Origin of the sequence: Phaeobacter sp. JH20_08 (genome assembly GCF_048056635.1) — a bacterium.
Classification (GTDB): domain Bacteria; phylum Pseudomonadota; class Alphaproteobacteria; order Rhodobacterales; family Rhodobacteraceae; genus Phaeobacter; species Phaeobacter bryozoorum.
In genome coordinates this window covers 1-10,632 of the sequence record NZ_JAYMVV010000016.1, presented here as the reverse complement: position 1 = coordinate 10,632, position 10,632 = coordinate 1, and the positions used below count along the sequence as shown (strand labels likewise).

Genomic DNA, 10,632 nt, shown 5'->3' with positions numbered 1-10,632 from the left:
TATGCATCCTTGGCCGTGCAGGCGGAGAAGGTGCTGAAGCTCGATCCCTTTGTCGGGCATCTGTTTGTGTTCCGGGGCCGTCGGGGTGATCTGATCAAAATCATTTGGTGGGATGGTCAAGGCGCGTGTTTGTTCTCGAAGCGCCTGGAACGCGGCAAGTTTGTGTGGCCTGCCACCAAGGAAGGCAAAGTGTCCCTCTCGCCTGCGCAACTGGCGATGCTTCTGGGGGGCATCGACTGGCGCACGCCGGGTAGAACCTGGAGACCTTTGCGCGCAGGTTAGGATTCCTTACGCAAATCCAATGGTGTAAGCTGCAGCCATGATGGCCGAAGCGATGACATTGCCGGAAGATTCTGGAGAGCTCAAAGAGTTCACGACCCAGCTTCTTGCCGAGATCAAAGCCCAGGCTATGCTGATTGAGCAGCTTCGCCACCAGGTCGCGGGGCAAAAGGCCTAGCGCTACGGATCGACCTCAGAACAGACCAAGCAGCTCATGTTGGCGCTTGAGGCAAGCGAAGTGGCCGAGGCCGCGATGACGGCCAAGATGAAGCTTCCCCCAAATGAGCCCAAGGACAAACCAAAGCGCCGTCCGATCCCGGACCACATCCCACGCAACAACATCGAACTCTTGCCGCAAAAAGATCACTGCACATGCGGCGGTGCCCTGCGCCAGATCGGCGAGGACGTGACCGAAGAACTGGAATATGTGCCGGGACGGTTCGTCGTGAACAAGATCACCCGCCCGCGCTTTGCCTGCAAACGCTGCGAGCAGTTCACCCAGGCTATCCTTCCATCTCGCCCCATCGAACGCGGTCGCCCAGGGCCCGGGTTGTTGGCGCATGTCTTGGTCAGCAAATATGCCGACCACTTACCGCTGTATCGCCAGAGCCAAATCTTCGAACGCGATGGACTTGATCTCGACCGTTCCACCTTGGCGGACTGGGTTGGCAAAACGACAACGCTTTTGGCCCCGCTGGCAGATGCCATCGGCAAGCACGCCTTGAAGGGCAAGGCCATCTTCACCGACGATACACCCGTCAACATGCTCGCACCCGGAACGGGCAAGACCAAGACCGGACGCCTTTGGGTCTATGGCCGTGATGAACGGCCATGGGGCAGCGATGCGCCTCCCGCTGCTTGGTATCAGTTCTCCGAAGACCGGCGCGGGGCGCACCCGAAGGATCATTTCAGCAAATACAAAGGCTGGATGCACGCCGATGGTTATGCTGCATATGAGGAGCTTTATCGCGACCACGGCATCAAAGAGGTCGTCTGCATGGCCCACATCCGGCGCAAGTTCGTGGATGTTCATCGATCTCAGGGCTCAAGCATCGCCGAAGAAGCGATCCTGCGGATCAGCCAGCTCTACGCCGTTGAGAAAGAGGCGCGTGGTTCACCGCCAGATCAGCGTGTTGCCATCCGGCAGGCCAAGGCCACACCTGTCTTCGATGACCTGCAGGATTGGCTGGGTAGGCAACTCACGATCATATCGGGCAAATCCCCGCTCGCTCAGGCGATCCGATATGCGCTGACGCGCACTCGGCGGCTCAGGCCATACTTGGCCAATGGTATCCTAGAACTCGACAACAACACAGCCGAACGCGCCATGCGGGCTATCGCTTTGGGCCGCAAAAACTACCTCTTCGTCGGTTCACCCGCCGGTTGCCGCGCCGCTGCCGTGGCATACACGCTCATAGAAACGGCAAAACTCAACGGCGTTGATCCCCAAACCTGGCTCGCTGACACCATCGCGCGCATCCCCGACTACAAGATCACCCGCGTGAACGACCTACTGCCTTGGGTAAACGGAAAGGTTATCTCATGACTGCTGAACGTCCTGCACTTGGTCTGCGTCAGGCTTCTTTGTTTTTGACCGAATACGACCCCAGATGGGCTGAATTGTTTGCCAAAGAAGCCGCGTTGATCGCACAGGCTCTGCCAGATGTGCAATTTGATATCGTCCATATCGGCAGCACCTCAGTACGCGGTCTGACAGCAAAACCCATCTTGGACATTGCCATGCGCTCAACCCACGAAGAGCAGATTGCGACCGCTCTTACGAAGTTGGGTTACATCGATAGAGGCATTCGAAGCGGGCGGCTGTTTATCCGGCTGCGCGATGGTGACATCAGAACCCACAATCTGCACCTATACCATCCCGACGATGCCGATTGCCGCGATCAAATCGCCTTCCGTGACGCGCTACGAGGCAACCCAAAACTCCGGCATCAATACGAACACCTTAAACAGACGCTTGTCGAAGAACTCGGTGACCAAGGCCGAGGATCATATGCAGGGCGGAAAACCGAGTTCGTAAGAGCCGTCATCAACGCCCAGAACAAGTAACGGCGGTCAGACCGGACGCTTACCCTGATCCGGTAGCGTGCCGGGACGAAGGAGCGACGATGGCCAGACGACCCAGACGGAACCACAGACGCAGCAGCCAATATGGCGATCAGTCCGGAACGCCTGCCACGGGCGCCATTGCCGCGTGAGCGGCTTCGTCCATGGGCTCACTACCGACTTGCGGCGATGCGGCGGCAGGGCTGCCGCGAAACTTTATCGGGGCGCTTCTGCCAGACGACGTTAAGCTGCCCAACGTAGGCATGGCCGCCTCATGTCAGCTAGAGGCCGGTTTGGCGAGAAGTTTCATTTCAAGTTCTTCCTGCCGCAGGCGGAGTTATCTCTGGTCGGCTTTGAAATCCTTAAGGGCATGCCGCCGGGTATCGGTCGCAATCTGGCCTTCGGCGCTTCGCCTTGCGTCTAAATCCACCGGTTCTTCCGTCATCTCTTTGTCCTCTGATACATCAGCGTTCGGCCGCGGCCGTCAGGCCGGGAGAGGAAGGAGGCGTGCTCCCAGCCGGCTCTCCGGTCTCCATTCCTCTCAGAAACCTGAAAAGTTCGCTGTCCGTTGTCAGAACCAGCGTTGTGCCCCCTGAAATCATGTCCTTGTAGGCCTGCATTGTCCGGGTGAACGCATAGAATTCGGCTGCTTGGGCGTCGGTGTTGTAGGCTTTTGCGTAGATCGCAGCCGCCGAGGCATCAGCGACGCCGCGGATTTCCTCTACGGCGCGATACGCCTCGGACTGTATCTTGTTCAGGTCGCGCACCCGGTTGCCGCGGATCCGCGCGGCTTCGCCATTGCCCTCGGAGAGGAAGCGTTCAGCGATCTGGCGGCGCTCTGAGATCATGCGGTCGTAGATCTTCGGACGCACACTCTCGTTGTAATTGATCCTCTTGAAACGGATATCGAGAAGCTCGATCCCAAAAACGCGAACCTTTTCTGAGGCGGCTGCGAAAATCTCCTGTTCTACAAGTGCGCGGCCCTTCTGGATAGGAACCAGAGAACCTATGTCCTGCGCGCGCTCCTCATCGGTCAAAAGCGTGTCCCGTAGCGGGGTCCGGCCCTTCGTGGTCCGGATAATCTCTATCAGCTCGTGTTTGGCGACAGCATTGCGGGTTTCGCTGCCGAGAATATCGTCTAGACGGGATTGCGCGCTGCGCTCATCGCGCAGCCGCAGAAAATACTGCAACGGGTCGGTGATTTTCCAGCGGGCGAACAGATCGACGGATATGTAGAGCTTGTCCTTGGTGGGCATGTCAGAAGGATTGCCGTCCCACTCAAGAACCCGGCGGTCGATCCGGTTGACTTCCTGAACGATGGGCAGCTTCAGCTTTAATCCGGCCGTTATGACTGGTTCGCCCACAGGTTTACCGAATTGGGTGATAATGGCCTGCTCGACTTCGCCAACTGTGTAGAGGGAACCGGAGGCAATCACGCCGGCTGCAACCGCAATCCCTGCGAAGAGCCCCAATCTGATGTTCATGGCTGATCCTCCTGAAGCCTGTCGAGGTTCAAAAGCGGCAGGATGCTCGCAGTCGATCCGTCGACAATGATTTTTGACAGGATGCTGGGCAGAACATCTTGGAGGGTTTCTATGTATATCCGCCGCCTCGTGACTTCAGGCGCCTTTACGTATTCGGCCAAAAGCGCGGTGAACCGCGCTGCGTCGCCTTCCGCCTCGTTGATGCGTTTCAGGCGATAACCGTCAGCCTCGCGGATCCGCTGATCTTTCTCGCCTTCGGCCAGCGGAATGACTTTGTTGTATTCGCGGCGCGCCTCATTGATCAGGCGCTCCTTTTCCTGCTGTGCCTGGTTGACCTCATTGAACGACGCCTGAACCGGTCCCGGCGGGTTGATGTTCTTCAGCTGCACCTGGTCGATGCTGATACCCATGGCGTATTTCGTGGACAGAGCCTGCATCTTGAGAAGCGCCTCGCTTTCGATCTCCTGACGGCCGATGGTGATGACCTCGTCAACGGTGCGGTCGCCAACAACCTCTCGCATCACGGACTCAGAGACGTAGCGCAAAGTCGCGCTTGGCTCGCGTACCTCGAACAGGAATTTCAGGGGGTCAGAGATCCGGTACTGCACCACCCATTCCACAAGCGCGGCATTCAGATCTCCCGTGACCATTTCGGTTTCGCGCCGGCCGTCTGACGGGCTCTGAAAGGGATCACTCCGGCCCGGCGTTGTGAACCCGAATTCCTGCTTCAGCTGCCGTTTCACGGGCACCAGCGTAGCAACGTCGATGCCAAGCGGGAATTTGAAATGCAGGCCAGGCGGAACCTCAGCAGTGTATCTGCCAAAACGCTGGACAACGGCGACAGAGTCGCTCGGGACTGTGTAATATGAAGACCAGGCCGCAACCGCTGCCAAGACTATCGCTCCTGCGACCAGTATGCCCTTCACAGGGGGCCGCCCATCAGGGAGCAATCCGCCCAGCCGGTCGCGGCCTTGACGAAGAATTTCGTCGATATCGGGCGGATTGCGCTTCTGTCTGCTTTGCCATGGCCCGCGGTCTTCTGGGCCGCCGTTCTGGTCAGGCATATCGTTTCCTCTCCTGGTCTCTCAAACCGGCATCCGATACAGACCTTTGACGCAAAGGCGCCTGCGCGCGGCTTATTCCCTCTGTGTCGGCATTCCTTCGTTCTCCGCGGCCTGGATTGGTGAATTTTCCGTTGGCAATTCACCCGCTATAGCCGCATCCGGCGCCTCTTTGTGCGCCTGAGATGCGCCCCCGCCCGAGTAAAGGTTCCGCAGCTGAGTTTCGGAGACCCCGTCGGCCACCATCACCAGCCGGACCATCGGGTCAGAAAGCATTTCTTCCAGGAAATATTCGGCCAGTTCTTTTCCGGTGAGCTTGTCCTTTGCCAGGGCGTCATCGAGGTCGGCCAGCGAAACGGTCAAGGTTCTCGCCAGCCCGGGGTGGAATTCCCTGGGATGCAACTTCACGGCGACAGAAGCTCTCCAAGTCTCAGGCTGCAGGCTGTCGGGAGGTGAACACAGTTCCGTTTCAATGTCATATTCTCCGGCAGGGAGCGTTTCGCTGAAGCCCGGAACGTTGAAAGGCCGGGCAAAGACCGCAATGGATTTTCTAACTGCCTCGTTCATGGGTGGGGTCCTCTCATCGAAGCGACAAGCGGGCCAAGGCTGCGGCTACTGACGCAGTGCCCTTGTCGTGGTAGTCCCCGTGGAAAACACCGTCCACCTTGACCTCCCAGATTCCATTCCTCTTCCGGGCACGAACGCGCTCCGCCTTCGCAGTTGGACGATAGGGGTGTGTCGAAATATGGATATCTTCCGGTTTGTGCAGTGGCTTATCGAGCACGCTGGAGCTTGCGGCCTTTGGCAAATGCGGTTCTCCAAGAGCCATTACGGTGCGAATGAATTCCTCTGCATAATCATCCGCGTTTCGGTGGTCATGCTCATGCCTCACCATGGCCATTGGCTCAACAAAACGCTTCTTAAGGTGTTCAAGGAAACGCGGTTCCGTGCGGGACATGTAAGCAATGAGCGACTGGAGAATCCGTTCATGGGCCAGAACGCGCCGTTCAAGATCTGTCATTTCAGGCAGAGATGGTAACATGGCACTGTTCATCCTTCATTGATCGTGTTTTCCGGGCGCTCCGACGACTTTTCGACGTCAAGGGCCGCAAGACAGGCCTGCGCAATGTCGCGGTCCGGGGTCTCGGCTCCCGGGACCGTCGCCCAACCGGCTTTCATGAGGGCATCCCGCTGCCGGTAGGTAGCAACGGCCCTGATCGCTGCCAGCTTTGCGTCGCGTTCCGCATCGGTTCGGGCCATGTCCAGACAGACCGGGACCAAAGCCGTGACTACATTGTTGCGGGACATGGTCACGGCCATGCCGTGTGACGTTCCGCCGGTTACCCAGCCGCCCCAGGTAAATCCGCCGATGCCTAATAATGCGCCACCTATCACGGCGCCGTAGAGGCCGGGTTTAAGCCATTCGGGAGTGTACATTGTGAATCCTCCAGCGGGGAAAGCGCCGCCTCGCTATCTTCAAGTGTTGCGTTTCGGGTCTTGGCCGAGCGCTGCTTCCAGGTCGGTCCAGGTAATTGGCCGCAACTCTGTCCGGCCCGGCAAACGCCCCTTGCCGTGGATGGTCAGGTAAATCGCCGTTCTGCGGTAAGCCGTGAAACTCAGCCCTTCGATAAGCTCCTCCTCGACCAGCACTTCGTATTCGCCGGAAGGCAGTTCGTCCGGATATCCGGGCAAGGTAAAAGGCTGCGGGAAAGTCATGGTGGATCTGATTGATCGCAAGGCCATCACCGGTCTCCGCGATATGTGCATGTCTGCCGCGCTGCCTTGGCTGCAGCATCCCGGTTGCCGAGAGGCAGCCAAACTTTGCGGCCCTCCTACATTACCCCGGAACCGGGCGGTGCGTGCTGACCCATGTTAGCGCCGCCAAGACCCTCGGAGATCCTGACCGCTCTGGCATACCCGGACCAAACCTTCGGCTAGACTTCAGAGGACTGGAGACCGGCTGATCTGCGTCAGCGCGTGCGTCGGGCAATGCGGGTATGATCGGAGTTATCCGAAGCTTGTTACCCGGCAGGCGGCAGCCCGGTTCTTCGGGAACAGCCGCTTCCCGATCCGAACACCTAAAAAGGGAGGATATGCCGATGCCAGCCGCTGGCATTCTTCAACCCCACAGCCCTGAGTTTGACCGCTTTTTGCAAGCCTTCGTTGGCGAGGACCGGAATGGCAATGCTGTTACGGTTCTATCGGCCCTCGCGCGGCTTGAACTCGAACCTTGGGAGGAGGCAGCCGCGCTTGCCGCGTTGGAGAAAGAGGTCGCAGGCTCGCGACTGGAGATGCTGCTGTCGCAATTCCGCGACGTGCCCGCACTCAAGCAGGATAGCGGAACGCTCGCGCGGAAACTGACCCGGCTTCTCCCCAAACGCAAGCGCTTGATGGCTGTTTCTGGCGCCGCAGAAAACGGGCCGACGAATTTGTCTGGGTTGATCTGGGCGGTACTGACGATCCTCTTTCTGATTTTGCAGTTAATACTCACAGGCACTCCGGGGACGGGCCAATGATGTCAGGCAAAACACGGGACGGCGACCGCAGTGATGGTAAGGACTATGCGGTGCTATGGGATCTGGAGGAGCGGTGCTGGACCAGCGGCGTGGACAGCGCCCGCACCGTGACTGCAAAAAATGCAGTGATGATACTTCCCTATCCGCCGGGCATTCTTCAGGGCGGGCAGATCCTGGAGCATGTGAAGAAAAACACGGGCTGGCGAACCGTGGAAATGAAAGACCGCAGCCAAATCAGGCAAGGGGCCGTTGCTGTGCTCGCCTACCGCGTATTCGCGGAGAAGTCAGGCTTGCCAATCTATGAGGCGCTCTGCGCGTCCACATATCTGCTGGACAACGGCCGGTGGCTGCGGCTGTCACATCAGCAAACCCCCACCACCTGATGCCAGCGGGATGAACCCTCACCTTGGGGCGATATCTTTAACGCACTTCTCGGCATGTGAAACGGCTCCCGAGCTCTTCGTTCAAAGATCATCAGCCAGAAGATGCGGACCCGCCCCAAGCTAACCTGCATCAGTGCTGCGGAGCAGAGAAGATGGGTACATGGCTGCGTGCCTGCCGAATCTCCGGCGGCACTCATTTCCGAGCAGCAGAGAAGCACGGGATGCGTGCGGTTCCTCAAATGGACTGCATTGCACTGCGTGCCCTATTCTCGGAATGTCCAAGAAAGGACAATCCAATGACACCCGAACAGACCAATGCCGCCGAGAAGATGACCTCGGTCAAAGCAGCCTGTGACAAGGCAATCGCCGGCCCCAAAAAAGACCGGGCTGTGAAGCACTACCAGGCGGCCGAGAAGGCGCATGCGGCGAAGAACCACGCCGAAACGAACAAGGAACTGGACGCGGCTAAAAAAGCGCTTTCGTGATACTCCTTTGCTTTAAATGAAGATCGGGCCGCCCCAGGTTGTTCCGGGGGGAGGGGCGGCCTTTTTCATTTCAAGAGCGGGCCGGTCTGATCCAGATACGCCGGATCGAACCCCGAAAACTCTACCAGCCCGTCATAATTGCCGAACGTTACACGGCCGTCCCGAAATGTCAGCAGGCCGCGTTCGCGAAGCTGCCGCAAGACACGGTTCACATGGACGGCGCTTAGGCCGAGCGCGTCAGCAAGATGATACTGTGTCAAAGGGCAGACGTAGCCTTTCTTGCTCCCCATTCCGACCAGCTTCAGCCTTGCCCCCAATTCCAGCAGAAAATGCGCCATGCGTGCATCCGCAGCGCGGCGGCCAACTCCTACGAGATGCTCGACCACCATGGCTTCGTCCCGTGATGCCGCCCAGAGAATTGCTGCCGCGAGGCGAGGCGTCTTCTCGAAGGCTTCCAGAAGGTCGTCCGCAAAGACCTCTGCCGCCTGAATATCCGTGACCGGCTCGAAGCTATGGTCGGAGGTGCGCAGCAGCACGCTGCGCAATCCAATAAAGTCCCCCGGTATCTGGAAATCTACGATCTGGCGGGTTCCGTCCGGCTGAAGCTTGTAGGAACATACCCAGCCGGCGGCCAGAATATAAGCGGCCTGATCCGACTGCCCCTGATGCACGAGATCACGCCCCGCCAAAAAGGACCGGCGGCGCAGATGCAAACGCTTCAAGACGCCCAATTCATCTTCAGACAATGCGACGAAGACTTGCAGCTTCCGTGTAAGCGGGCTTTCTAAGATATCCGTCATCGGGGCCTCTCAAGCTGGAAAGAAACTCCAGACGCAATCGCGCACAGACTGCTTTCGGTTAGCCCAGCATACCATTTTTCTGCGAAGATGGTTGGGACAAGCGAGGCCAGTCTGCTGCGCGATGTTTTACCGTCACCGGAAGGATACAATAAAATGCTCAGCGAGAAAGACTTCTCGGGAATGGCTGCCCTCTCGATCTGCGAAGCACTGCTGCTGGCGATGAACGATCACAAGCTCCTGCCCGAGCGCGAGATCGTGGGTATCCTGCGGGACGCTGCAAAGACGCATGAAAACGCAGCTGTTACTGATGGCGAGATAGAGGCGCATCGAGCCGTAGCGGGTCTCATCAACCGGATCATTGCTGGCGGGAACTCCGTTCGGAGGCCGCCGGGATGATATACTCAATCGCAGCGTGATAGACTTCGCCTATGCCGCTTTCGTCCAACTCTTGCAATGCACGGAGCCACCAGGCCGACCTGCAGGACATACCGGGTGGCACGGGCCGCAAAGACGGTAACGTCCAATCTGACATTGTCTGACGTCAGCGCCAATGGGACAGTGTAGCGCGATTTGATAAGAGCGGGTTTCCGGCTCATCGTAACCACCATTGAGTGGAGATGAGGCGACGCATTTCCGTATGCGAACGCCCAAGAACGTCCGTACCAAGATAGCCTTCCATGTCCTCGCCTATAAGATCAAGCGAATGATAGCCCCGATCGGGGTACGCGGGCTTCTGACTGCCATTCCGGCCTGATGGGCGGTGCTCAACTCAAGCTGCACCGCAGAAAAACGCCACAAAAGCGCGGATTTAGCCCTATCCGGCGTATAAGACGCTAAAGTGTTCCTGGATCCGGCTGCCTCCCCAAAATCGACTGAAACATCCTCATCGTCGAGAAACCGGGCGAGTTTCCGCACACCCTCGGCTGAAGCCAGCCAAATTGCTGCGGCAAAAGCCTTGGAGCATATACTTTCTTGATTGCGAGCATTGTCGCGAAGAGCCTGATCGATCAGTAGTTATGACGCAGCTGGGCGATCTCCAGGCTCTGTCCATTACCTTTGCCGCTGACGCGATATACAAACCTGTGTTCAGCAGTGATCCGGCGGGACCACCAGCCGCTTAAATCGCCTTTGAGAGCCAGTATCCTCTCCTCCCGCTGGAGCCTTGCCTATGGCTAGACAAGTCAGAGGCAAGGCTTTGGGTATGTTTTTTAACGTCTTGGCGTCCTAGATCTCGACGCTCTCGGAAATTGACAAGGCATCTTCCAGGTCAACCCCTAAGTAACGGACTGTGCTATCCATCTTGGTATGCCCGAGAAGGAGTTGAACCGCTCGAAGGTTCCCGGTTTTGCGATAAATCTGGGCAACCTTGGTACGCCGCATCGAATGGGTTCCATAGGCGCTTGGCTCCAAGCCAATGGATTTCACCCAATCCCGAACCAGTCGCGCGTATTGGCGTGTACCTATGTGCGGCCGATCGTGCAGTCTTCCAGGCCAAAGAAACTCCGATTTCTTCATTATTGGCATATTCAGCCAGGCCTGAAGCGGAGATCGAGTTCCTTC

General features: G+C 58.0%; 17 protein-coding genes and 1 pseudogene. 9 read left to right on the top strand and 9 right to left on the bottom strand.

Going from position 1 to position 10,632, the window contains the following annotated elements; genetic code table 11:
- The 5 genes and pseudogenes from tnpB to VWY75_RS15005 form a co-directional block, all read left to right on the top strand.
- The coding region (gene tnpB / locus VWY75_RS15025; RefSeq protein ID WP_416538145.1) for an IS66 family insertion sequence element accessory protein TnpB at positions 1-282 on the top strand (282 nt) is incomplete at its 5' end.
- A gap of 37 nt (positions 283-319) precedes the next feature.
- Complete coding sequence (locus tag VWY75_RS15020; RefSeq protein ID WP_416538144.1) at positions 320-457, top strand: hypothetical protein; 138 nt, start codon at positions 320-322, stop codon at positions 455-457.
- Positions 458-469: 12 nt separating this feature from the next.
- Positions 470-1,825 (top strand): annotated as a pseudogene (tnpC, locus tag VWY75_RS15015) (IS66 family transposase); the annotation flags it as partial.
- The gene (locus VWY75_RS15010; RefSeq protein WP_416538143.1) at positions 1,822-2,346 is read left to right on the top strand and encodes a GrpB family protein; all 525 of its coding nucleotides are present in this window, start codon (positions 1,822-1,824) and stop codon (positions 2,344-2,346) included. The pseudogene tnpC and the gene VWY75_RS15010, both read left to right, overlap by 4 nt.
- A gap of 271 nt (positions 2,347-2,617) precedes the next feature.
- Positions 2,618-2,767: a hypothetical protein gene (locus VWY75_RS15005; RefSeq protein WP_416541660.1), complete on the top strand. Its 150-nt coding sequence runs from the start codon at positions 2,618-2,620 to the stop codon at positions 2,765-2,767.
- A 40-nt stretch (positions 2,768-2,807) separates the two neighbouring features.
- Here VWY75_RS15005 and hflC read toward each other — a convergent pair whose 3' ends face one another.
- The 6 genes from hflC to VWY75_RS14975 form a co-directional block, all read right to left on the bottom strand.
- Positions 2,808-3,827, bottom strand: coding sequence for a protease modulator HflC (gene hflC, locus VWY75_RS15000; protein WP_416538142.1), 1,020 nt, complete (start codon positions 3,825-3,827; stop codon positions 2,808-2,810).
- A complete protein-coding gene (gene hflK, locus VWY75_RS14995) occupies positions 3,824-4,891 on the bottom strand; it encodes an FtsH protease activity modulator HflK (RefSeq protein WP_416538141.1) in 1,068 nt (355 codons plus the stop codon). Before hflK ends, hflC begins: the two co-directional genes overlap by 4 nt.
- Before the next feature lie 72 nt (positions 4,892-4,963).
- Positions 4,964-5,455 carry a hypothetical protein gene (locus VWY75_RS14990; RefSeq protein WP_340545777.1) on the bottom strand — a complete coding sequence of 164 codons (492 nt, stop codon included), beginning with the start codon at positions 5,453-5,455 and terminating at the stop codon, positions 4,964-4,966.
- A 13-nt stretch (positions 5,456-5,468) separates the two neighbouring features.
- Positions 5,469-5,930: a hypothetical protein gene (locus tag VWY75_RS14985; protein ID WP_416540072.1), complete on the bottom strand. Its 462-nt coding sequence runs from the start codon at positions 5,928-5,930 to the stop codon at positions 5,469-5,471.
- Between the two features lie 8 nt (positions 5,931-5,938).
- Positions 5,939-6,325, bottom strand: coding sequence for a hypothetical protein (locus tag VWY75_RS14980; RefSeq protein WP_416538139.1), 387 nt, complete (start codon positions 6,323-6,325; stop codon positions 5,939-5,941).
- A gap of 39 nt (positions 6,326-6,364) precedes the next feature.
- Positions 6,365-6,604, bottom strand: a complete 240-nt coding sequence (locus VWY75_RS14975; protein WP_416538138.1) for a hypothetical protein — start codon at positions 6,602-6,604, stop codon at positions 6,365-6,367.
- Positions 6,605-6,987: 383 nt separating this feature from the next.
- Between VWY75_RS14975 and VWY75_RS14970 the strand changes: the two genes are divergently transcribed.
- The 3 genes from VWY75_RS14970 to VWY75_RS14960 all read left to right on the top strand — a co-directional run bounded on the left by VWY75_RS14970 (position 6,988) and on the right by VWY75_RS14960 (position 8,272).
- Positions 6,988-7,404 (top strand): hypothetical protein, encoded by a 417-nt coding sequence (locus VWY75_RS14970; protein WP_416536349.1) that lies wholly within the window; start codon positions 6,988-6,990, stop codon positions 7,402-7,404.
- Positions 7,401-7,787: a hypothetical protein gene (locus VWY75_RS14965; RefSeq protein ID WP_416538137.1), complete on the top strand. Its 387-nt coding sequence runs from the start codon at positions 7,401-7,403 to the stop codon at positions 7,785-7,787. Before VWY75_RS14970 ends, VWY75_RS14965 begins: the two co-directional genes overlap by 4 nt.
- Positions 7,788-8,083: 296 nt before the next feature.
- A complete protein-coding gene (locus VWY75_RS14960; protein ID WP_340545771.1) occupies positions 8,084-8,272 on the top strand; it encodes a hypothetical protein in 189 nt (62 codons plus the stop codon).
- Between the two features lie 65 nt (positions 8,273-8,337).
- Here the strand turns inward: VWY75_RS14960 and VWY75_RS14955 are convergent, their stop codons facing one another.
- Positions 8,338-9,072: a Crp/Fnr family transcriptional regulator gene (locus tag VWY75_RS14955; protein ID WP_340545770.1), complete on the bottom strand. Its 735-nt coding sequence runs from the start codon at positions 9,070-9,072 to the stop codon at positions 8,338-8,340.
- 153 nt (positions 9,073-9,225) lie between these two features.
- Between VWY75_RS14955 and VWY75_RS14950 the strand changes: the two genes are divergently transcribed.
- Positions 9,226-9,468, top strand: a complete 243-nt coding sequence (locus VWY75_RS14950; RefSeq protein ID WP_340545769.1) for a hypothetical protein — start codon at positions 9,226-9,228, stop codon at positions 9,466-9,468.
- Between the two features lie 611 nt (positions 9,469-10,079).
- On the opposite strand, the gene VWY75_RS14945 is transcribed toward VWY75_RS14950, so the two are convergent.
- Positions 10,080-10,211: a type II toxin-antitoxin system YoeB family toxin gene (locus VWY75_RS14945; RefSeq protein ID WP_416538146.1), complete on the bottom strand. Its 132-nt coding sequence runs from the start codon at positions 10,209-10,211 to the stop codon at positions 10,080-10,082.
- Positions 10,212-10,296: 85 nt separating this feature from the next.
- Positions 10,297-10,632: tyrosine-type recombinase/integrase (locus VWY75_RS14940; RefSeq protein WP_416538136.1), on the bottom strand; the 336-nt coding region annotated here is incomplete at its 5' end.

Coding starts and splice junctions, on each gene's coding strand:
- VWY75_RS14950 (WP_340545769.1), top strand. CDS start 9,226: ATGCTCAGCGAGAAAGACTTCTCGGGAATGGCTGCCCTCTCGATCTGC.
- VWY75_RS14975 (WP_416538138.1), bottom strand. CDS start 6,604: ATGACTTTCCCGCAGCCTTTTACCTTGCCCGGATATCCGGACGAACTG.
- VWY75_RS14955 (WP_340545770.1), bottom strand. CDS start 9,072: ATGACGGATATCTTAGAAAGCCCGCTTACACGGAAGCTGCAAGTCTTC.
- VWY75_RS14965 (WP_416538137.1), top strand. CDS start 7,401: ATGATGTCAGGCAAAACACGGGACGGCGACCGCAGTGATGGTAAGGAC.
- hflK (WP_416538141.1), bottom strand. CDS start 4,891: ATGCCTGACCAGAACGGCGGCCCAGAAGACCGCGGGCCATGGCAAAGC.
- VWY75_RS14980 (WP_416538139.1), bottom strand. CDS start 6,325: ATGTACACTCCCGAATGGCTTAAACCCGGCCTCTACGGCGCCGTGATA.
- hflC (WP_416538142.1), bottom strand. CDS start 3,827: ATGAACATCAGATTGGGGCTCTTCGCAGGGATTGCGGTTGCAGCCGGC.
- VWY75_RS14960 (WP_340545771.1), top strand. CDS start 8,084: ATGACACCCGAACAGACCAATGCCGCCGAGAAGATGACCTCGGTCAAA.
- VWY75_RS15005 (WP_416541660.1), top strand. CDS start 2,618: ATGTCAGCTAGAGGCCGGTTTGGCGAGAAGTTTCATTTCAAGTTCTTC.
- VWY75_RS15010 (WP_416538143.1), top strand. CDS start 1,822: ATGACTGCTGAACGTCCTGCACTTGGTCTGCGTCAGGCTTCTTTGTTT.
- VWY75_RS15020 (WP_416538144.1), top strand. CDS start 320: ATGATGGCCGAAGCGATGACATTGCCGGAAGATTCTGGAGAGCTCAAA.
- VWY75_RS14985 (WP_416540072.1), bottom strand. CDS start 5,930: ATGTTACCATCTCTGCCTGAAATGACAGATCTTGAACGGCGCGTTCTG.
- VWY75_RS14970 (WP_416536349.1), top strand. CDS start 6,988: ATGCCAGCCGCTGGCATTCTTCAACCCCACAGCCCTGAGTTTGACCGC.
- VWY75_RS14990 (WP_340545777.1), bottom strand. CDS start 5,455: ATGAACGAGGCAGTTAGAAAATCCATTGCGGTCTTTGCCCGGCCTTTC.